Here is a 21,302-nt window from a genome sequence, read left to right on the forward strand (position 1 = left end):
GTGAAATGTCATAGCGTCTATCCCTTTATGGAGGGGACGGCGTGGGTCGAGGACTTGGTGCGGTCGGCGGCGGAGATGGGTAATCATCCTAAGCCCGGAACTGGCGGTGATCGATGCAATAGCCCGCGCGCGAGGAAGCGGCAACTTGGGCATCGAGTGGATTTGCTGGTAGACCGGAACCCAATCGTGGAAGTCTGGGTCAAGAACGATCACCTTGGATTTGAGGTGCTGTATATGTTCAAGGGAGTGGCCCACAAATACCGACCCGATTTCCTGATCCGCCTGACCAGCGGCACCATGCTAATTCTGGAAGTGAAAGGGCAGGATACCGAGAAGGACAAAACCAAACGCAAATTTCTGGATGAGTGGGTTCAGGCAGTGAACAACAAAGGCGGCTTCGGCACCTGGACCTGGGCCGTCTCCTTCACCCCATCAGATATTGGCGAGATTTTGGCCGAATATGCGGGGCACCCCGGCTCCACCAAAAGCCCCAATAAGGCAGTTGCTTAGCCCTCACACGGAAGCAATCCTATATTTTTATTAACCCATTAGGTTAATAAAATTTTGACACAAAAACCTTACCGCACTATACTTATACAAGGATGGAAATCTCCTTTTCTAAAAAACCCCTTCAAAAAACCTGCGGCTCGGAAAAAGAATCAAACAAGAAGTGGGGACGCGCCACGGCAAAGCGGGTGCGTCAACGGCTGGCCGAGCTGGCGGCGGCGGATACTTTGTCAGATATGAGCCATTTGCCTCCGGCCCGTTGCCACGAATTGACCGGGAAGCGCAAAGGCCTGTTTGCGGTGAATGTGTCTGCAAAAATGAGATTGATTTTCAAACCAGATCATAGCCCAGTCCCTGAAAACAAACATGGCGGGATCGATTTAAACAAGATAACGAAAATAACTATATTGGAAGTGGCGGATTATCATGGCGAGTGAAGCAAAATTTAAGTTCGAACCGGATTACGCGGTTCCACCAGGGGAAACCCTCAAAGAGACCCTGGAGCATTTGGGAATGTCCCAGGCGGAACTGGCGCGGCGGACGGACCTTACTACCAAAACCATTAACGGGATCATTCGGGGAACAGACTCTATTTCGCCGAAAACAGCCCTGGCGTTTGAAAAGGTTCTGAATGTTCCCGCCCGGTTTTGGAACAACCTGGAAAAAAACTATCGGGAAGCCCTTGCAAGGATTCAGGAAAAGGAGAAGCTGGAGCAAGGCAAAGATTGGTTAAGCCGTTTTCCTGTAAGAGATTTGAAGAAATTGGGAGCTGTTCCAGACACAAAGAACAAGTTTGAATTGTATTCCAACCTTTTGAATTTTTTCGGAGTGGGCAACCACCAGGCCTGGCAGAAGGTTTGGCTGGGGCAGGAAGCCTCCTTTAGAAAATCCCCGGCGTTCAAGCAGAGCCCGGAATCGGTTTCCGCCTGGTTGCGATTGGGAGAAATTCAAGCCCAGGAAATGAATTGCAAACCGTTTGACCGGGACGCTTTCAAAAAGTCTTTAGATAAAATCCGGGATACGCTGGTTCAAAAACCGATAGGCCAAATTTGGCTCCAGTTGATGGACCTTTGCGCCCGCTCCGGGGTGGCCTTGGTATGTATTCCGGAATTCAACAAAGTCCATTTGAGCGGGGCCACACACTGGCTAAATTCCCAAAGGGCAATCATTCAAGTAAGCTTTCGGCATAAATCGGATGACCAGTTCTGGTTCACGTTTTTCCACGAAGCGGGACACATCCTGAAACACGGCAAGAAAGAGGGATTCATCGAAGACGGCGAAATGAAGGGTGAAAAAGAAAAAGAGGCGGATCGGTTTGCGGCGGAATACCTGATCCCCTCCGAGGCATACCAGGAACTGATACATGGCAACCATCGCACCAAAAGCTTTATAAGAGCTTTTGCAAAGGAATGGAACTTGGCCCCTGGCATCGTTGTGGGACGGTTACAGCATGAGGGCCGCCTACCCCGAACCCATTTGAATGATTTGAAAGCCCGATTCGGGCCGGATCAAATCAAGTCATTCATGGCCTGTGTGTAATCCCTGTGTAATCCTTCTTGGAAAAGGGGTTGTTTTGAGGGAAATTGGTGGATGAGTTGAAATCCCTACAAACCGGAAAAACCTAACTATTTCTAACCCTTAAGAATCATCGGGAAATTTCCGGAAAAATTTGTTAGTTTACTTCTAATCCGTAGGTCGGGCGTTCGAATCGCCCCAGGCGCGCCACTTCGCTGGGGAAAAACCCGGCACCCAGATGGAACACGAACGGCAACCTTTTACCCAGGAGTCGGCATGACCACCGGAAACACCGTAGGCGACCAGATGAGCAAGACCCTGTTCTTCACGGGCCCGGAAACCACTGCGTTCGACGCGGTGGACAAGATGTACCAGAACAAGGTGAGCGCCCTGCTCATCCAGATCGACGGCGAGTTCAAGGGCATCTTCACCAAAACCGACTGGCGCAACCTGATCCTGCAGGGCCAGGCCGACCCGCATAAGGCAAAGGTCGGCGACCTGATGACTTCACCCATTATCACCATCGACAAAAACGAAACCGTCGGCCGCGCCACGATGTTAATGGAAGAGAAAGTCTTCCGCCACCTGGCCGTCACGGACAACGGCAAGATCGTCGGCATGTTGTCGGTGAAAGACCTCGAAAAGTTCTATTACAAGATGCACCAGAAGACCAATTTCTGATTGCAACCCAACGCACCCGGCTCCACCGGCCGGTTTGAAATCTAGCTCTGCTCCCACCGGAGTCGGTGCGACCGCCCTCCAGCCGGTTTTCCGCGCATCGATTGCATTTTCAATTATACAAAGACATCGTCCGCGAGTGCCGTTATCATTGAATGAAGGTTGCGGGTTGCCCCCCAAACCGCCGGCTGCGGCGCATCCACCACCACTTCAAGGCTTCGCATGGTTTCCCCTGCACGGTCCATTGTCCTTTGGTTTTTTCCCGGCCCCGGCCTGGTTATTCTCTTGTTCCTGTTCATGGTCGGCGCCAGTTGGCAGCGGTGGACCGATCCTGTCATCGATTTCGGCCAGCAGTTGTATGTGCCGTGGGCACTCGCCGAGGGACAGACTTTGTACAAGGATATCGATTTTCTCCACGGTCCCCTGTCGTCGTATCTGCATGCCCTGATTTTTTTCCTGTTCGGTCCGGGCCTGCTGCATCTCGCCCTGTTCAACATCGGGTTGATCGCCCTGACAGCGATCCTGATCCACAAACTGCTCACGCATTTCGTTCCCGTTTCCGCCGCGCGGCTGGGCAGCCTCGCCTTCGTCGGCGCCTTCGCGTTTGCCTGCCACCGCGGCTGGGCCGGCCTCAATTTCGTCACGCCTTATGTTTACTCGCTCACGCATGGCGTGATGCTGAGCCTGCTGGCTCTCTATCTGTTTGTCCGTTTCACCCAGAACCCCACCGCCCGCAGGCTGGCGGGCATGGGCCTGGTATGGGGGCTGGTGTTCCTGACCAAGATCGAAGTGTTCTTTGCGCTGTCGATCGCACTGGCCTTCGGCCTGATTGCATTTCATTACACAAAAAACTTTCCGCGCAAACAGCTCCTGCAGAATATTTGCATCGGGGTCGTTTCGTTTTTCATCCCCTCTATCTGCCTGGTGATTTATTTTTCGACTCAGATGCCCGTTGCGGAAGTGGTGACAGCGATTCTGTCTCCCTGGACCCACGCCTTCAATGCCAACATTCAAAAACTAAACTTTTACCGCTCGATCCTGGGAGTGGCCTCCTTCGGTGATTCCATGCAGACCCTCGGAATTCATCTGAGTGTGTTGCTGCTCACCGGCTATGCTCTCAGCCAACTGGCCCGGCTGCGGATTCCCGATGACCGTCAGCGCCCATTTTACCAGGGCGCCGCCGTGCTGGCCGTTGCGGGTGGGTTGTTTCTGGCCCGGGATTTCATTCCCTGGCTTGAGATCACCCGATCCTTTCCCATCCTTCTCCTGTTGTTCCTGATCGTGCAGGCACGCGGCCTTTACAAAAGTGTGGATCGCAAGTCCTTCGTGCTGCGCCACCTGCCATTGTGGACCTTCACCCTGTTCGCCGTCGCCATGACCTTCAAAGTATTTTTTAATTTGAAGATGTATCACCTCGGTTTTGCGCTGGCCCTGCCGGCAACGCTCGTCATCCTCGTCCTTGTGTTCGGTAATTGGCTGCCGCGGGTCGATCCGGTGGATGTTTCCCGTTCTTTCCTTCAGCCTGTGGCGTACACGGTATTTTTATTTGCCATCGGTGTGTACGCCAGCTTGTCGTACGGTCATTATCAAAACAAAACCTTTCCTGTCGGCCAGGGCCCGGATGTGATTTATGATTACTCTCCGCTGGGCCGCGACCACACCGGAAAATTCATCTCGCGCGGCATGGTGATGCAGTTCGCGCTGGAATGGATGGAGGCGGAGATGAAACCCGGCGACACGCTGTTGACCTTGCCGGATGCGATGATGTTCAATTACCAGTTGAAGCGCCGTTTTCCAACCCGCGACATCATCTTCAATCCGCTCACCGTGCTGCTGCGCGGCGAGCGCGCCATGCTGGCGCGGTTGCAGGCGTCTCCGCCCGATTACGTCGCGCTGGTGCACGCCGACCACTCCCACTTCGGCTTCCGCTACTTCGGTAAAAATTACGGCACCGCCCTTTACCATTGGGTGCTTGCTGACTTTGAAGAGGTCAAGCAGATCGGCCCGCCGCCTTTCACCGAAGCGGGTTTTGGCATCCAGATTTTTAAAAGGAAACCCTCCTGATTCCGCCCCCCTCATAGAGTGCGAGGGCGCCCAGGCTGCCGGTTGTGCCCGATCGGGAAACAGGTGTATATTGAGGACACTTCTCATTCTGGGATGAGGACCATGCCGGACCGACAACGCAACCACCCTGATCCGCGGCAGAGGGCGCACCGTGCTCACAGGCTTGCAGTGCAGGCACTGATTTTTCTGCTCGGCCTGCTTTGGATGGCGCCGGTCCACGCCGACGCGATCCCTAAAACACTGCGGGGCCATTCGGGTGCGGTGCTCGCCGTTGCCGTGTCTCCCGACAGCCATCGCATTCTTTCCGCCGGCGCCGACGGCACGCTGCTTTTATGGGATGCGGCCACAGGCAAAATCCTGAAAACGTTTTCCGGACACGAAGGCGCGGTTCAGGTGGTTTCGATTTCGCCCGATGGACGTCTTGCCGCCAGCGGGGGCGCCGACACCACGGTGCGGTTGTGGAATCTGAGTTCCGGCGAGGAAGAACGCATTCTGCGCGGCCACTTCGGCGCGGTCACCTCGCTCACGTTTTCATCGAACGGTCAACGCCTCATCTCCGGGGGTTCCGATGAAGCCGTTGTGCTCTGGAACACGAGCACCGGCGAAGCCTTGCATACTTTCTTCGATACCCGCGGTTCCGGTTCCGGCTTCGCGCCACTGGAACCGGTGCGGGCGGTCGGCATCGCGCCCGATGGCGACACCGTCGTCGCGGCGCAAGGCAACTCTGTCAGGCTTTGGCAGACCGCAACAGGAACGCAGGTCTGGCTTCAATCCTCGAAGAGCGCGATCGCCACGACCGTCTTTTTCCCGGATGGGGAACGTATCGCGTTCGCGGGACAGGATGGAGGCATCCATCTGGTAGCGGCGGCAACAGGCGCACCTCTGCGCACGCTGGAAACACACGCAGGAGGAGTGAATGCGGTCGCATTGTCCCAGGACGGAAATCATCTTGTATCCGGCGGCCAGGACGGAACGCTGAAATTGTGGCGCCTGGAAAGTGGATCGGCCTTGCATGTTTTTGAGGGCCACACGCAGGCGGTGACATCGGTCGCCTTTGCGCCGGACGGGCGCTTCGCCGTCTCCGGCAGCCGGGACCACTCCGTGCGGCAATGGGATCTGTCCTCCTACATCACCCCAAAGGTCGCCGCCAAAGCGCCATCACCGGAGACGCCAGCACCCCACATCCCAACGCCGCAACCGGAAACCCACACGCCGCCGGTCGAAGCCGGAGACACCGAACCGCCTGCCATCGTCATCACTTCACACCCGATCACGCGCGGCATCGTGGTGGTGCCGGACCTGCCGGAAACTTCCGTTGAAGGCCGCGTCACCGATGCCAGCGGCATTGCCCGGGTCACCGTCAACAACCAACCGGCGCACCTCGACGTGTCCGGTAATTTCTCCGCCGGGGTGCCGTTGCGGCCGGGACAAACCAAAGTCGTGGTCATGGCCGAGGACACCCGCGGCAACATGGCCTGGGAAACGTTCTGGGTCGAAGGCAAAGCCACGCTCTCCACCGATCGCATAACACAGGATACGCAACCGGAACCCGCGCCCTCGATGGAAGGCCGCTACCACGCGCTCATCATCGGTATCAACCATTATCGGCACCTGCCTCCACTTCAGACTGCCATCCATGACGCCGAAGAAGTGGAACGGATTCTGCGCGATCATTACGGCTTCGCCACCACGCTGCTGGTCGATGCCGGGCGCGACGCCATCATGGACGCGTTCAACCGCATTCGCAGTCAGTTGACCGCAGACGATCATTTTCTGATTTATTACGCCGGGCACGGCCAGTTCGACAAGGCGGTCAATAAAGCGTATTGGCTGCCCGCCGACGCCAAACCCGACAGCGACACCAAGTGGATCATTGTCGATAACATCACCTCCAATATCAAACGTATGGCGGCCAAACATGTGCTGGTGGTGGCGGACAGTTGTTATTCCGGCACGCTGACCCGCTCCACGCTGACACGCCTGACCACGGCGGAAGAAAAACGCCGGTTTCTCGACAAAATGCGCGAGCGCCCGTCGCGCACGCTCATGGCCAGCGGCGGCAACGAACCGGTGGCCGATGGCGGCGGAGGCGGGCATTCGGTCTTTGCGCGGGCGTTCATCGAAGCCCTGCAACAACCGGAGACTCCGGTCTTCACCGCGGAACAATTGTTTCACGACCAGATCAAGGAACGCGTCGCCGGATCGGCGCAACAGGTGCCGGAATACAACATCATCAAAAACTCCGGCCACGAAGGCGGTGACTTTGTATTCACCAAAAAATAAACAGGCCGCGCCGAGGGGCAACGGGTCCACGCGGACCCGGACCCGGCATCCGCGGATTTCGATTTTTTAACCTGTGGCGGTGAGCCCATTCATCATGAAACGGTTTCTTTTCTTCGCATGCATGGCTTTCCTTCTGGGACTTGGCGTGTCCGCGCTGGCGGCGGAACAGCGGGGTGCCCTGGCTCTCATCAAGGAGCCGTTGGACCCGACGTTCGGCTCCGACGTCTGCGTCGGTATCTTCGACGTCACCAACGGCAAAGACGTTCCCAACATGCGCACCTTCCGTCACCATTACTGCCAGGGACGCTACACGCTCACGCTCGATGGCAAACGCGGCCAGGTGGTGACCCTTTTCGGGAGGAGCGACTTCAATAAAGAAAACGGGTTCCTCATCCTGCGCAAAACCGACGACCGCAAGGTGTGGCTGCCGGATTTGGAAGGCATGCCATCGGGACAATGGGTGAAGCGTGCGCCGACAGAGGATTCGGGAGGCGTGCAGGTGTTCTATCAAGCCGTGCCCAATTTCAGCCAGGATATTTCTTCGGTGAAATGGGGCCGCTGGTGGCGGGGGCCGCGCCCGCAATGAAGCAGGAGCCGCCGGGCTCTCACCGGCAAGGGAAGGTCAATCCTGCACTTCGTCCTCGGCCAACCCGGCCAGAATCGATTCCAGCTTCACTCCGCCCTGTACTAAATGTTCCTTTTCCGTTTTTTTCATTTTTTTAATGGCCGCCTCCGCTTTCAATGCCAGCGAACGGGGACCCACGCAGTGCTGAAACACCAACGCCAACGGCCCTTTGCCGCGAAAAAATTTCGCGCCCCGGTTGCCCCCCGCCTCGTGTTCTCCTAAACGCCGTTCCACGTCGGTCGTGATGCCGGTATAGAGGCTGCCATTCCCGGCCCGCACCAGGTACACGTACCATTCGGACATGATTCCTTCCCTCCAGGCCGCCATTGACATCGCATGCTCATGGATCGAACCGACGATCCCCCATCCGAACTCTCATCCACACACTTGCTTATTGTGTATCACGAATGAGGGGCCGGGTGCCACATTCCACCTGCCGGACGCAAGCATACAGAGGAGCCCATTGCACTTTCCCCTCTTCCAGTTTTTCTTTTCATCCCCTGCCCCTTGTATTCCTCCGGTTCTTTTCTTACCCTGTTTGTGCACTACATTGGTTTTCACTTTAAATTAAGCATTTCCTTATGACTGCATTCTATCGGACATGTTTCGCGGTTGCACTGATCCTGACAGGGTTCGGCTGTGGCGGCTCTCTGGGTGACGATCACCGCAACCTCGACGAAATCCGCGAAGCGGGCAAGCTGGTCGTGCTCACCCGCAACGCGCCCACCACCTACCACTTCAATGCCCAGGGCAATCCCGCCGGTCCGGAGTACGACCTGGTCACGGCATTTGCCGGGCATCTGGGCGTCGAGGTGGAATTCAAAGTCAAAAACTCCATGAGCGAGATTCTGGAGGCGTTGAAACAGGGAGAGGCCGATCTCGCGGCCGCGGGCATCACCAAAACCGATCTGCGTGGCAAGCATTTTTTGTTCGGCCCCGCCTATCAGGAAGTCACGCAACAGATAGTCTGCCGCCGCGGAGGAGTGCAACCGGATTCGCTGGAGGAATTAATAGAAAAAAATGTGAGCTTCGTGGTGGTCGCGGGCACCAGTTACGAGGAAAACCTTGAGAAGCTGAAGGCCAAGCATCCCGACCTCAGTTGGACCACCACCACCGATACGGACACCGAAGAGGTGTTTGAACTGGTCTGGGAAAAAGAAATCGACTGCACCGTCGCCGATTCCACCATCGTAAAAATCAACCGCCGTTATTATCCGGAGCTGACGGTTCAGTTCAATATCACGAAGCCGGAATCGCTGGCCTGGGTGTTGCCGCAGGGCGCTGACGATCTGAATGATGAGATCGAAGACTGGCTCGAGGAGTTCAGCAATTCCGGTGATTACGACGCGGTGATTGCGAAGTACTACAAATACATTCCAAAATTCGATTACGTCAACATCGCCACTTTCCAGCGCCACTTCCGAGAACGCTATCCCAAATACAAGAACCTGTTCGAGAAGGCATCGCAACAGTACGGCCTGCCGCACAACCTGCTTGCGGCGCAGGCGTACCAGGAGTCGAAATGGAACCCGCGTGCGAAGAGCCCCACCGGTGTACGCGGCATCATGATGCTGACCCTGGTCACCGCCAAATCGCTGGGAGTGAAAAGCCGGCTGGATCCGAAAGCCAGCATCATGGCCGGAGCCAAATACCTGCACAAGCTCAAGCAGCGGTTCAAGGAAGAGATCTCCGAGCCCGACCGCACCTTCCTCGCGCTTGCCGCCTACAATGTCGGCCGCGCACACATGCACGACGCGCAAAAGCTGGCCCGCGACCTGGGCAAGGACCCGCATTCATGGGAAGACATCAAGGAAGTGCTTCCCTTGCTGAGCCAGAAGAAATATTATAAAAAGCTGAAATACGGGTACGCCCGCGGACGGGAACCGGTTCGTTACGTGCAACGGGTCCGGGACTATGCCAACATCCTGGCCCGGGAACTCAAATAACCGTTCCGTTTCATTTCTTTCAGGTTTGAATTATGGACAAAATCAAAAAAGACGAAAAAACCTGGCGCGACCAGCTCAACTCGGAACAATACCGGGTATGCCGGGAACACGGCACCGAAGCCGCCTTTTCCGGAGAATACTGGGACACCAAAACGCCGGGCATGTACCATTGCGTCTGTTGCGACCAGCCGCTGTTCACATCGGACACCAAGTTCGACTCCGGCACCGGCTGGCCCAGTTTCTACCAGCCGCAGGCGCAGGACGCGGTGGACACGAAGGAAGACCGCACGCTGTGGATGCGCCGCGTCGAGGTGTTGTGCTCGCGGTGCGACGCCCACCTCGGCCACGTGTTCAACGACGGTCCGGCTCCGACAGGCCTGCGCTATTGCATCAACTCGGTATCCCTGAAGCATAAAAAAAACGAGTCCGGCGGCTGACGGCCCGCATCCTGCCGGGCTTTGGTGGTCCCTCCCTGCCCCGGCGTTTCCTCAAACAAAAAGCAGTTGCTCGTTCCAATCGGCACAGGTTGTGGTATATATATCGTGGTTTCCCTGAACACAGACAACCCAGCGAGGATCATGATAGCAATGCGAATGGACAGGTTTCATATCAAGATGGAAGACATTTCCCCCTACCCATTGGAGCGATCGGCCGATTGCCAGGAATGGGAAGACATTTCTTACCAAGAGCTGGAAGAGGTGTTGAACACCGTTTCCGAAGAAAAAGCCAAGGTCTTTCTGGGCGTGGTGCGCAACGGCAGCTTCGCCTCCCTCGACGGATATTTTTATCGAATCCGTCCGCGGCACTGACCGCTTCCTCCCCAACAAGGCATGCCTCATAACCTGAACGTCGTGTTGCTCGAACCCGAAATCCCATCGAACACGGGGTCCATCGGCCGCCTGTGCCTGGCCACGCAGTCCACGCTGCACCTGGTCGAACCGCTCGGCTTCGAGATCACCGACAGCCGCCTCAAACGGGCCGGACTCGATTACTGGCAATACCTGAACGTGGTGCGGCATGCGGACTGGGACGCGTTTCTGAAAACCCTGCCCGCAGGCGCGCCCTGTGTCTTTTTTTCCAAGAAGGCGCAGCGACATTATTTCGAACACCGCTTCGCACCCGGCAGCTATCTGATATTCGGCAAGGAAACGCTGGGCCTGCCGGAGGACCTGATCCAACAGCACGCCGAAACCGCCGTGCGCATTCCGCAGTACGACGACCGCGTGCGTTCGCTCAACCTCTCCAACGCGGTGTCAATCGCCGTGTACGAAGCCATCCGCCAGCTTGGCGTCTGACCCGCACGCGTCCCCGCCTCTCCAAGCACGCGTTTATCAGTTCTTTCCGCCCTTGACGCCTTGAGCGTTGGCTGCACGCCACCTCCAACATGAACGTCTTCTAATGAAAGAGAATTAAGCCCGCCTTAAGAGTCTCTTAATTTTCACCCTCTATATTGAAAGGTGAAGGAGACACCCAGCGCAACGTGGAGAGGTTCTCCCAAGCTCAACCGGATCATCCATTCACCTGAAAGGAACCGATTATGCTTTCCAACCGACCCCACCACCACCGGCATTCCGGTCTCAAATCGTTCTTCTGGCTGGCGGCCCTGACATGCAGTCTGTTGTGGACTGCCAGCCCGGCATGGGCGGCGGCAGACTGTCCGCAACCGCGTAAAACCAAAACCGCACCGTCCAGTTTTTTGAAACAGGACATCCCCGGCGGAGCCCGTGCTGAAAAAGGCGAAGTCCTGTTTCAGAAATCCGCCAAACCGATGGCCTGCAAAATGTGTCACGGCGACAAGGGCGATGGACAAGGCCCGCTGGGCAAAGCCTTGAAACCGGCGCCGCGCAATTTCACCTGCGCCGCCACCATGCAGGATATTTCTCCGGGACAAATGTTCTGGGTCATCAAAAACGGATCCGCGGGAACCGGCATGATCGCTCACGGTAAAAAACTGAGCGATTCCGAAATATGGGATCTCGTCAAATACATCCAGACTTCGTTTGCAAAGTGAACCGCGGCTTGCAATGTATAAACCACTCTCCAAGAGGAGGTGCAGCATGAAAACACGAATACTTCAAACACTCACCGTATTGGTGGCGCTCGCTGTCGCCACCGGCACCGGCCTGGCTGCCGGAAAAGGATACCAGGCCATCGATGTGAAAAACGGCGGCGCACTGATCGGCGCCGTGCTGTTTAAAGGCACGCCTCCGCCGCCCATCATGGAAGATCTGAGCAAAGGCAAAAACTTCGAGTTCTGCATGACGCATCCCGATGCCACCCAAGACGGCATGCGGCCCCGTCACAAAGTCCGGATCGAAAACGGAAAGCTGGTGGGCGCGGTGGTCTTCATCCAGAACATCGACCAGGGCAAGGACTGGAAGGATGAAACCATAAAGTTCGATTTCAAGGACTGCGACATCTTTCCCAAAGTGGCCGTCATCCACAAACCGGAGCGTGGCGTGCGGGAAGGCGGGGTACAGATCGTCAATCAGGACCCGAACATCCTGCACAACCCGCACGGCTATGCCGTGAACGGCGCGCAGCGCAAAACCCTGTTCAACAAACCGCTGCCGAGTAAAGGCGATGTCGCCGACGTCACCCGCAACCTGATGCGGATGCGTCCCGGACGCGACGACCATTTCTTCCTGCAGTGCGATCAGCACAACTTCATGGAAGCCGATGCACGCGTTGCGTGGAACCCGTATTACGCGGTCACGGGTAAAGACGGCACGTTCCAGTTGGATCAGATTCCAGCCGGCACGTACCAGGTCACCGCATGGCACCCTTATGTCGGTGAGGTGACGCAGGAGGTGACGGTCGGCGCTGGCGGCACAGCCAGTGTGAACTTCGAGTTGGTGTCCAAGTAAGCCTCCTCCCGAGAACCTCCCTCAGGCGGTATCGGACTGGGGTCCGGTACCGCCTTCCCCCGTTCCATTCCCAGAGTGTTTTCCAAAACAACGGTTGAATCGCTCCGATCGAAAGCGTATAACTTGAATCGAAAGTGATCTCGGATGATTCACCTGTTGAGACACTCGCATGACGTCCCGCCCGCTCCACACATGCCTTGCCCGCCTGCTTGTTGCGGCGCTTTTGTTTGCGGCCTCCGGCTGCGACACCAGCACGCCTTCTACGCAAGATTCGGTCCGTCCCGAAGCCGTTCAACAATTGATCCAGTTTGCAAAGGAAGGCAACATCGCCCGCATGGATACCTGGGTGGTGGCGCACGGACCGCATCCGCGCGCCCTGGCGGGAGCATTGGTGGAAGCCACGGAACAGGATGCAGCAGACGCGGCGCTGTGGCTGCTCCAGCGAAACGCACCTGTGGACGCCGCCAGCTCGAACGGATTCACACCACTCATGCATGCCGCGCTCAATGGCAATGGCGACCTCGCACAGGCATTGATCGAGGCCGGCGCCGACGCACTCAGCCGTGACCACGACGGCCGCACGGTGTTGATGAGCGCCGTCGCCGGAGGCAATCCCGGTCTCGTCCGCACACTGCTGGACAGAAAAGCCGATCCCAACCACCGCGATCAATTCGGGTTCACTCCGTTGATGTGGGCCGCCACCACCGGCGATCCCGAAATGGTGCGGCTGTTGATCGAGCACCACGCCGAGGTCGATGTGCGCGACCGCAACGGGTACTCCGCCCTATGGCTGGCAGCCATGCGCGATCAGGTGGAGATCGTCCGGATTCTTTTGGAACACGACGCCCAGGTCAGCTTGCGGAATAACGATGGATTCACCTTGCTGATGGACGCCGCCGTGGGTGGCAAAGTAATGATGGTTCCCATGCTCCTGGACCACGGTGCGAACATCGATGCCACCGATGCCTTCGGCCGCACGGCGTTGATCGACACCGCGTATCGTGGACGCCGCGACGTGGTGCGGTTGCTACTCGAACGCGGCGCACAGGTGAACCTGCAGGACCACGAAGGCCTGACGGCATTGATGGCCGCCGCCATCCGCGACGATGCGATCACGGTCAAACTGCTTCTGGAAAAAAAAGCCGATGTGCATGTCCGCGACCACTTTGGCCGCACGGCCCTGGCGGGAGCCGTGCGCGGAGGACATGAAGTGGTGGTGCGTTTGCTCGTGGAACACGGGGCCGATGTCAACAGCCGCGATGAACAGGGCATGACGCCGCTCAAGATCGCCGCGTCACGCGGCCACCTCAGCCTGCTGCGGTTTCTGCTCGATCACGGAGCCGCCTTCGAGCACCAACAGAATGAACCGTTCACCGTACTCAACAGCGCCGCCTTTGGCGGCAACCTCGATATCGTCCAACTGTTCCTCAAAAAAGGATTGGATGTCAATCAGCCCGACAGCCGGGGTCTGACACCCCTGATCAGCGCTGCCTTCGGCAACCATCCGGAAACGGTACGTCTGCTGCTCGAACGGGGAGCGGAGGTGAACCGGCAGGCAGACAATGGCTGGACCGCACTGATGAGCGCGGCGTTCGAAGGCAATCGGGAAATCGTACAATGGTTGCTGGATCGCGGTGCGAATCCCAAAGCGCAAACGCAGGATGGCTGGACCGCCGCCCAGAGTGCGCGCCTGGGCGGGCACGCGGAAATTGCGGCGTTGCTCGCGCCGGGTTGAACCATTACTTCTCGTATTTCAGGTAGCGGCCGCCGGACGCGTTGTGCAGGTACATCAACAGCAACGCCCAGTTGCCCTGCGTGTAGCCGGAGGTGCCGCCCTCGGTGGCGAGGCGGGTGGGATCGAACTCAAACTTGGCGTAATGCCGCCCGTCGCGGGTGCGCACAAAATACACGCCGCCGGGTTCTTCAAAATTCATTTCCAGATTCTCGGCATACCCTTGCCGGGGCGCGCGGTCGGTGTACACCAGATAATCCCCGTCCACTTCCAGTTCCGAGGCGGAAACAAATTGCAGGCCCCCGCCGCCGGCCACGGCGAGACGGATGTGGTTCCAGTCGGTTTTGGAACCGAACATGGGAAACACATCCGCTTCTTCCGGATCGAAAGCGATGCGGCCTTCAGCGAACGACCAGCCGAACGGCTGATGGTTCTCCACGCCGATGCGCATGACGCCGAACCGCACCGGCTTGTGGTCTGGATTTTTGCGTTTGATCTTGAGCACCGGCGTCGAGTCGGCTTCATACCAGTGCGTGAAAGGCACGTAACCTTTGCGCGCAACCTGAATTTTGGCGCTGTTGCCGACATCGTACACGAGGCGGAATTTCCCGCGCTGGTCGGTCACCGTATCAAACGTGTACGTGTGATCCCAGGTCACGCTGTCGCGCGTGATCTTCCAGCCGGTCTGGTGCGCCTGCACCCTCACTCCGGCAACCGGCTCGCGGGTGTCGTAATCAACCACTGTGCCTTCGATCACATGCTCGCCGGAACAGGCTGTCAGCGCGAAAGAGAGCAGGACTCCCATCCAATGGAAATGATGAAACCGTTTCATGCCTCCATCCCGACGGTGACAACGGGGCCACCTATACCCCATCAACTGATGGCCACGCGGTTTTTGCCCTGCAACTTGGCCCGGTGCAGAGCCCCTTCCGCGCGCTTGAACAGAGTGGCTTTGGTATCGCCTTCCTTGGCCTGGGCGAGACCGATGCTGACGGTCACGCGGAGGCGGTTGCCCTGTTGATCGTGAACGTCGTTCATCAAATGCGTACGCACCGTTTCCACCTGATCGCGCAGCCGCTCGACGGCGCCCCGCACGTTCTTGTACGTGGATTGGTGAAACAACACCACAAACTGATCCTGGCTGTAGCGGTACACAAAATCGGATTGCCGCACGCCGTCACGGATCACCGCCGCAACACTGCACAACACGTTATTCGCCGCTTCCGCCCCCTGCCTGTCCTGGATGTGCAGGAAATCATCGATATCGAACAACGCCAGGAAAAACGCATCGCGCGTCTTGTGGAAGACTTTCAGGTTCTCGTCGATTTTCAGATCGTACGCGGTGCGGTTGAGGATGCGCGTCAGCCCGTCCACAATCACCTGCCCCTGCGTATCGACGCGGGCCTGCAGGGTCAGGCAATGCTCATGCAGACGTTCGAATTCGTTGCGCACGGTGCCGAACCGTTGCTGAATCTGCTCGGTGATGGCGAGCAACTTGTCGCGGATGGCAAGCGTGTATTTCAGCTCGCGCGTTTCTTCCAGCTCGTCGATCAACCGCTCCAGCCCCTGCTCCAGGTTGCTCCCCTTGCCAAACATGGAAGTGAGCGACCGCGACAGCGCGCGGATGATCTCCACCAACCCGCCGCGCTCCAGCAGGCGCAGGTCCACATTCATCTTTAAAATGTCAAACCCTTCCTGCAACTCCTTTTGCAACGGCGGTTCCACGCTCACGGTGACGGACGGCAGTTGCTGTTTCAATGCATCCAGCTTTTCATGCAGCCCGTGATCGGCGGGCAGCACCCGGCCCGCACCGTCCATGAACAGCGTCAGCAAGGCAATCAGTCTTTCGACTTCTTCCGGCGTGATGGAGCCGCCGCCGGGAAGCTTGAGCGATGTGTTTTCGGATGGGATTCCCATGATCACCTGTTGCGCATCGGAACATTCATTTCGATTGTACCAGATCGGGCGCGGGTTCCCCGCAGGGTCTCCGCTCCGGCGGCCTCCGTTACGGCGTTTTGGGGGCGTCTTTGGCGCAGCGGAAACCGAAGTTGGAATTGCGGATGTGCGGTTCCGACCAGAACCGGGTGGCGGTCATCTGGTGCCGCGCGCCGGAGTACCACGATCCGCCGCGCAGGGTTTTTTCCGTGCCGGTTTCGGGGCCTTGTGGATTGGCCGGAGGGCTGCGTTCATAATAGGTTTTGTCGTACCAGTCGGTCACCCATTCCCAGACGTTGCCGGACACATCGTACAAGCCGAAGGCATTCGGCGTTTTTTGCCCCACCGGGTGGGTTGCCTCGCCGGAGTTGTCTTCAAACCAGGCGTGGTCGCCGCTGTGTTCGTCGCCCCAGTAATACAACGTCTGCGTGCCCGCCCGCGCGGCCTTTTCCCATTCCGCTTCTGTCGGCAGGCGTTTGTCCACCTGTTTGCAGTAGGCATTGGCTTCCAGCCAGGTCACCTGATCGGCGGGGCGGTTCTCGCCTTTCAACTTCGACGGGTTGGCGCCGCGGATGGCCACGTACTCTTCCTGCGTCACTTCGTGTGTGTCGATGAAAAATCCATCGAGAAACACTTTATGGGGAAATTTATTGCTGGCTCCCTCCAGCCCCATGGTGAAGGTCCCGGCGGGAATGTACACCATGCCTGCCGGAGCTTCGGGATTTTCATTCGCCCGGACCCCGTCCGGGGCCAGGGCCGGTCCGGCCCACACACAGCACGCCAGCAGGAAGGCGCGCATCCACAGTCCATATCGCATCATCATTCCTTCAACCTTAATGAATTTTCAGTAAAACGAATCGGTAACTCGTGCATCGTAACATTATCTATAGCGGAACGCACGATTGCATATCCACCGTTTTGAGGAGGCGAGGGAGACCATCATGGGCCTTTTGGACTGGTTCAAGACCGACAAAATCAAGGAATGCCAGGAGCGCCTGCGGCACCATCCGGACAATCCTCGCCTGCATTTTGAGCTGGGAGTGGAATACGAACATCTGGGCCGGAATCAGGAAGCGCTGGCGGCGTTCCAGGAAACGGTGCGCCTCGATGAAGGCTCGGCGGAGGCGCATTTCAATCTCGGCTGCCTGTACGAAAAAATAGGCGACGGCCGCCACGCCATCGTGCACATGATCAAGGCGGGCAACCTGTTCGCGCAGCGCAACGCGCCATTGCAAAAGGAAACCGCCCGCACCAAGGTGCAGGAGTACTACCACAAGTTCAAGCTCGACCCCGGCGAGTTCGCCCCCAGCGACCGGAACGATTGAAACCCCCTGCAAAATCCCGCGTTACCGCGCACCCGCCCGCGCGTTGCAGGGCAGCCCCGTTCGGCCCCCTGCCATGGGGCACGATTTCCTTGAGATGAAGGCAATACCTGTTACACTTGAAAGACAGTCATTTTCCGTTTCAGATCACACAATCCAACCGTTGCTTCGATGAAAATTTGCCTGATTGAGCCATCCAAATTTGTGTCGCTGACCAACTTCGTCTCGACCATCAGCATGCCGCCGCTCGGCCTGGCCTACATCGCCGCCGCGTTGCGCGAGGCCGGGCACGAGGTGACGGTGGTGGACGGACCCGGCTCCGCGCCCCGGCATTTTTTCGAGTTCCACGGCGTGCACATCCGCGGCCTGGAAAACGCCGAGATCATCGAACGCATTCCCCAGGACGCCGAGGTCATCGGCCTGGGCTGCATGTTCAGCTCCAACTGGGTGTATGTGCGCGAACTGGTGAACGGTATCCGCGACCGGTTTCCCGGCAAACGCCTGGTCATGGGCGGCGAACACGTCACCGGCTTTCCTGAATTTTCTCTGCAACAGGCACCGCTCGACGCGGTGGTGCTGGGCGAGGGCGAAGAGATCATCGTGAACCTGCTCGACCGCTGGGCGCGCAACGAATCTGTGGACGACCTTTCCGGCATCGCCTTCCGCCAAGGCGACGGCAGCGTGCAGACCAACCCGCGTCACAACCGCATCCGCGACATCGACGCCATTCCCTGGCCGGCGTGGGACCTGTTCGACATCGAGCAGTACAACGCCGTCAACCAGCCGCACGGCGCGTCGCAGGGACGCTTCATGCCCATGCTGGCGACACGCGGATGCCCGTTCCAGTGCACGTTCTGCACCAGCCCCAACATGTGGACCACGGAGTGGACGGCGCGCGATCACAAAAACGTGGTCGATGAAATGCAGACCTACATGCAGCGTTACGGCGTCACCGATTTTCAGTTCGAAGACCTGACGGCCATCGTGCGCCGCGACTGGATGCACGCCTTCTGCGACGAGGTGCTGGCGCGCGGCATGGAGATCACCTTCCAGATGCCGTCGGGCACGCGCAGCGAAGCCATCGACTACGACCTCGCCAAAAAATTGAAGGCGGCGGGGTGCCACGAGTTCGCCTTCGCGCCGGAGTCAGGCGACCCGGAAGTGCTGAAAGCCATCAAGAAAAAAGTCGATCTCGACAAGATGTTTGTCTCCGCCAACGAGGCGTTGAAGGCGGGCATCAATGTCGGCTGCTTCTTCATCATCGGCTTTCCCGAGGACACCTACAAAAGCGTGTTCAAAACCTACGCCACCATGATCAAATGTGCGTGGCTCGGTTTCACCAATGTCAATCTCAACGCTTACTCGCCGCAACCGAATACCGAGTCGTTCAACCAGCTCCGCGAAAACGGAGTGATTCCCGAACTCGACGACGCTTACCTGATGAGCCTGTTCACATTTCAGGATTTCGGCGCGCGCAAGACGTCGTACAACCCGCGCTTCGGTCACCGCGAGTTGTCGTTTCTGGTGATCTTCGGGCAGGGCCTGTTCTACGTATTCTACTTCCTGCGCAAACCGGTACGCATCTACTACCTGTTCCGCGATTTCTTCTCCGAACGCGCCGCCAACAAGAGCAACAAGATGGTGAAGTCGATGCTCAAGGACGCGTTGAGCCTGTTCAAAGCCCGGCTCGGACGCCTGTTCAAAACCGCATGAGGACTCCGTAGCATGGACGTGGTGGAAGCCCTGCGCCAGCGCGAACGCGCCCGCCTCGATTATTGGGACCGCAAGGATTACTTCATCGATCTGCGCCTGCAATGGCGGGCGCACATGGCGCGTCACCTGTTTCACATGCTGCCCGGCGAATCGATCCTCGATATCGGTTGCGGCGATGGACGCTGGACCCGCGAGATCGCCGACCTGCACGATCACGACCACCCCGTCACCGCCGCGACGTTCAATTCCGATTACTTCGAAAAACTCAACGCGAACAAACCGGACAACCTCGAGTCCGTGCTGCTGCACCAATTCCCCGGTGCGCTGGCCGGTCGCAAGTTCGACTACATCGTCGCCTGGCACATGCTGCCCGCGGACAACTACGGCGCGTTTCTCAACGAAGCGCGCAAACTGCTGAAGCCCGGCGGACGTTTCCTGCTGTTCGAACCCAATCCGTGGAACCCGTATTCGCAACTGCGCCGTTTTTTCACGCGGCTCTTTCCTTTTGTCCCGCTGCGCGACGAAGGCCCGCGCTTCAACCGCATCGAGATGATGTCGATCCTCTCCGAGATCGGCTTCACCGGCATCCGCATTCTGCCTTACGACTTTCTGTTCCCGCCGTTGCCGAAAGCGCTGCTGTGGCCGGTGCAGAACCTGAGCCTTGTGTTGGAAAACATGCCCTACGTGCGCAACTTCGCGGGTGAGTTGTACCTCAACGGACGGAACCCCGCGGCGGAAGGCTGGACGCGGCCGCCCGTCCCCCTCACCCGGCACGCGTCACTGAAAGGCCGGGTGTCGGTGGTGGTGCCGTGTCACAATGAGGAAGCCAATCTCAAACCACTGGTCGCCAACCTGACCGGATACTTCAACGACTACATCCAGGAGATCGTGCTGGTCGATGACAACAGCCGCGACCGCACGGCGGAAGTGGGCGAAGCCTTGCACGCCGAAGACCCGCGCGTGCGGGTGGTGAAACGCACGCCGCCGAATGGCGTGGGACGGGCGTTGCGCGACGGTCTCGCCGCCGCTCAAGGCGATTACATCCTGCTCATGGACTGCGACTTCCAGCATATCCTGCCGGAGCTGACCGGTTTGTTCGACGCCGTGGCGGCGGGCGCGGACGTGGCCATCGGTTCCCGCTTCTCGCGCGACAGCGTGTTGCTCAATTACGCGTTCACCAAGATCCTCGCCAACCGTGCGTTTCATCTTTTGGCGCGCATTCTGTTTCGCAAATACCTGCGCGATCTCACCAACAATCTGAAACTGATAAAACGCGAGGTCGCGCAGAACCTGCGGTTGGAGGCGCACGACTTCGCCGCCAATGCCGAAACCGGACTGCAACCACTGCTGCTTGGTTACAAGGTCGAGGAAGTGCCCATTTCATGGATCAACCGTTCGGTGGACATGGGGTTTTCCAGCTTCAACCTGCTCAAGACCGGTCCCAATTACCTGAAAGTGTTCCTGCGCCTGTTCTGGCGGCAACTGCGCGGCAAAGCCATCACCCTGCCCAAAACGTCGCCTTCCTCTCAACACCCCGCACCGCATAAATAAATGACCGTTCGCTCTCCACGTCTACGCTCGTTTCTAACGGTGATTTTTCTACTGACGTGGTTCCTGCTGCTGTCTCCTTCTCCCACAGCGGCCAACGGCGACGACCCCCATGACAAAGAAGATACGGTGCTGGAAGCGGTGAGCGACGCGCTGGGCGTGGTGTCCTTGTGGGGACTGGTCGTACTCAACGCGTTCTGGTACTACCACATGGGCGTGCGCCGCCTGCCGCGCCGCGCGCGCAACCTGGTGCCCGATTTATTCGTGCGCAAGCCGGTGCAGTGGAAGGTGCGCTTTCGCAATTACCATTACTGGGGCAATCCGGTGATGTTGGGCCTCTCTTATCTCCACGGCTGGTGGGCGGAGGACAGCAACTGGGTGTTGTGGGCGGGCTGGGGATTGATCGGCGTGCTCTGTCTGTCGGGCCTGGCCATGAAGTTGCAGGGTGCCGATCAGCCCGGCGCGCAGGTCACGCGCCTGTTGCACACGCAACACACCTTGTCGGTCGTGATGGTGCTGCTGTTGTGGGTCGGCCACCTGTTCGCGGATTGAGGCCTCACCCGTCGA

General features: G+C 58.1%; 22 protein-coding genes. 18 read left to right on the forward strand and 4 right to left on the reverse strand.

The window, feature by feature from the left end:
* From QML71_RS12210 to QML71_RS12240, 7 genes are all read left to right on the forward strand, one after another.
* On the forward strand, positions 1 to 510 hold the full coding sequence (locus tag QML71_RS12210; protein ID WP_282012208.1) for a DUF1064 domain-containing protein: 510 nt from the start codon (positions 1 to 3) through the stop codon (positions 508 to 510).
* A gap of 92 nt (positions 511 to 602) precedes the next feature.
* The gene (locus QML71_RS12215; protein ID WP_282012209.1) at positions 603 to 944 is read left to right on the forward strand and encodes a type II toxin-antitoxin system RelE/ParE family toxin; all 342 of its coding nucleotides are present in this window, start codon (positions 603 to 605) and stop codon (positions 942 to 944) included.
* Positions 934 to 2,046 carry a HigA family addiction module antitoxin gene (locus QML71_RS12220; protein ID WP_282012210.1) on the forward strand — a complete coding sequence of 371 codons (1,113 nt, stop codon included), beginning with the start codon at positions 934 to 936 and terminating at the stop codon, positions 2,044 to 2,046. Before QML71_RS12215 ends, QML71_RS12220 begins: the two co-directional genes overlap by 11 nt.
* A 252-nt stretch (positions 2,047 to 2,298) precedes the next feature.
* Positions 2,299 to 2,703: a CBS domain-containing protein gene (locus QML71_RS12225; RefSeq protein ID WP_282012211.1), complete on the forward strand. Its 405-nt coding sequence runs from the start codon at positions 2,299 to 2,301 to the stop codon at positions 2,701 to 2,703.
* 219 nt (positions 2,704 to 2,922) lie between these two features.
* Positions 2,923 to 4,764 (forward strand): ArnT family glycosyltransferase, encoded by a 1,842-nt coding sequence (locus QML71_RS12230; RefSeq protein ID WP_282012212.1) that lies wholly within the window; start codon positions 2,923 to 2,925, stop codon positions 4,762 to 4,764.
* Positions 4,765 to 4,932: 168 nt separating this feature from the next.
* The gene (locus QML71_RS12235) at positions 4,933 to 7,047 is read left to right on the forward strand and encodes a caspase family protein (protein ID WP_282012213.1); all 2,115 of its coding nucleotides are present in this window, start codon (positions 4,933 to 4,935) and stop codon (positions 7,045 to 7,047) included.
* A gap of 121 nt (positions 7,048 to 7,168) precedes the next feature.
* Positions 7,169 to 7,633: a hypothetical protein gene (locus QML71_RS12240; RefSeq protein ID WP_282012214.1), complete on the forward strand. Its 465-nt coding sequence runs from the start codon at positions 7,169 to 7,171 to the stop codon at positions 7,631 to 7,633.
* A 36-nt stretch (positions 7,634 to 7,669) separates the two neighbouring features.
* On the opposite strand, the gene QML71_RS12245 is transcribed toward QML71_RS12240, so the two are convergent.
* The gene (locus tag QML71_RS12245) at positions 7,670 to 7,975 is read right to left on the reverse strand and encodes a GIY-YIG nuclease family protein (protein WP_282012215.1); all 306 of its coding nucleotides are present in this window, start codon (positions 7,973 to 7,975) and stop codon (positions 7,670 to 7,672) included.
* A gap of 278 nt (positions 7,976 to 8,253) precedes the next feature.
* Here QML71_RS12245 and mltF point away from each other — a divergent pair, with 278 nt between their 5' ends.
* The 7 genes from mltF (at position 8,254) to QML71_RS12280 (ending at position 14,220) form a co-directional block, all read left to right on the forward strand.
* A complete protein-coding gene (gene mltF / locus QML71_RS12250; RefSeq protein ID WP_282012216.1) occupies positions 8,254 to 9,618 on the forward strand; it encodes a membrane-bound lytic murein transglycosylase MltF in 1,365 nt (454 codons plus the stop codon).
* Between the two features lie 32 nt (positions 9,619 to 9,650).
* Positions 9,651 to 10,055 (forward strand): peptide-methionine (R)-S-oxide reductase MsrB, encoded by a 405-nt coding sequence (gene msrB, locus QML71_RS12255; protein WP_282012217.1) that lies wholly within the window; start codon positions 9,651 to 9,653, stop codon positions 10,053 to 10,055.
* A 156-nt stretch (positions 10,056 to 10,211) separates the two neighbouring features.
* Entirely contained in the window at positions 10,212 to 10,427 is a 216-nt protein-coding gene (locus QML71_RS12260; protein WP_282012218.1) for a hypothetical protein, read from the forward strand.
* Positions 10,428 to 10,448: 21 nt separating this feature from the next.
* Positions 10,449 to 10,913: a tRNA (cytidine(34)-2'-O)-methyltransferase gene (locus tag QML71_RS12265; RefSeq protein ID WP_282012219.1), complete on the forward strand. Its 465-nt coding sequence runs from the start codon at positions 10,449 to 10,451 to the stop codon at positions 10,911 to 10,913.
* Between the two features lie 242 nt (positions 10,914 to 11,155).
* Entirely contained in the window at positions 11,156 to 11,629 is a 474-nt protein-coding gene (locus QML71_RS12270) for a c-type cytochrome (protein WP_282012220.1), read from the forward strand.
* A 46-nt stretch (positions 11,630 to 11,675) separates the two neighbouring features.
* A complete protein-coding gene (locus tag QML71_RS12275; RefSeq protein WP_282012221.1) occupies positions 11,676 to 12,485 on the forward strand; it encodes a carboxypeptidase-like regulatory domain-containing protein in 810 nt (269 codons plus the stop codon).
* Between the two features lie 169 nt (positions 12,486 to 12,654).
* Complete coding sequence (locus tag QML71_RS12280; protein ID WP_282012222.1) at positions 12,655 to 14,220, forward strand: ankyrin repeat domain-containing protein; 1,566 nt, start codon at positions 12,655 to 12,657, stop codon at positions 14,218 to 14,220.
* Between the two features lie 4 nt (positions 14,221 to 14,224).
* On the opposite strand, the gene QML71_RS12285 is transcribed toward QML71_RS12280, so the two are convergent.
* The 3 genes from QML71_RS12285 to QML71_RS12295 all read right to left on the reverse strand — a co-directional run bounded on the left by QML71_RS12285 (position 14,225) and on the right by QML71_RS12295 (position 16,975).
* Positions 14,225 to 15,049 (reverse strand): carboxypeptidase-like regulatory domain-containing protein, encoded by an 825-nt coding sequence (locus QML71_RS12285; protein ID WP_282012223.1) that lies wholly within the window; start codon positions 15,047 to 15,049, stop codon positions 14,225 to 14,227.
* Between the two features lie 41 nt (positions 15,050 to 15,090).
* Complete coding sequence (locus QML71_RS12290; protein WP_282012224.1) at positions 15,091 to 16,134, reverse strand: GGDEF domain-containing protein; 1,044 nt, start codon at positions 16,132 to 16,134, stop codon at positions 15,091 to 15,093.
* Positions 16,135 to 16,222: 88 nt separating this feature from the next.
* Positions 16,223 to 16,975, reverse strand: coding sequence for a formylglycine-generating enzyme family protein (locus QML71_RS12295; protein ID WP_282012225.1), 753 nt, complete (start codon positions 16,973 to 16,975; stop codon positions 16,223 to 16,225).
* A gap of 118 nt (positions 16,976 to 17,093) precedes the next feature.
* Here QML71_RS12295 and QML71_RS12300 point away from each other — a divergent pair, with 118 nt between their 5' ends.
* The 4 genes from QML71_RS12300 (at position 17,094) to QML71_RS12315 (ending at position 21,287) form a co-directional block, all read left to right on the forward strand.
* Complete coding sequence (locus tag QML71_RS12300) at positions 17,094 to 17,477, forward strand: tetratricopeptide repeat protein (RefSeq protein ID WP_282012226.1); 384 nt, start codon at positions 17,094 to 17,096, stop codon at positions 17,475 to 17,477.
* A 168-nt stretch (positions 17,478 to 17,645) separates the two neighbouring features.
* Positions 17,646 to 19,187: a B12-binding domain-containing radical SAM protein gene (locus QML71_RS12305; protein ID WP_282012227.1), complete on the forward strand. Its 1,542-nt coding sequence runs from the start codon at positions 17,646 to 17,648 to the stop codon at positions 19,185 to 19,187.
* A 12-nt stretch (positions 19,188 to 19,199) separates the two neighbouring features.
* Entirely contained in the window at positions 19,200 to 20,738 is a 1,539-nt protein-coding gene (locus QML71_RS12310; RefSeq protein WP_282012228.1) for a glycosyltransferase, read from the forward strand.
* Between the two features lie 39 nt (positions 20,739 to 20,777).
* The gene (locus tag QML71_RS12315; RefSeq protein WP_282012229.1) at positions 20,778 to 21,287 is read left to right on the forward strand and encodes a hypothetical protein; all 510 of its coding nucleotides are present in this window, start codon (positions 20,778 to 20,780) and stop codon (positions 21,285 to 21,287) included.
* Positions 21,288 to 21,302 lie beyond the last annotated feature (15 nt).

Source organism: Nitrospina watsonii (assembly GCF_946900835.1).
GTDB lineage: Bacteria > Nitrospinota > Nitrospinia > Nitrospinales > Nitrospinaceae > Nitrospina > Nitrospina watsonii.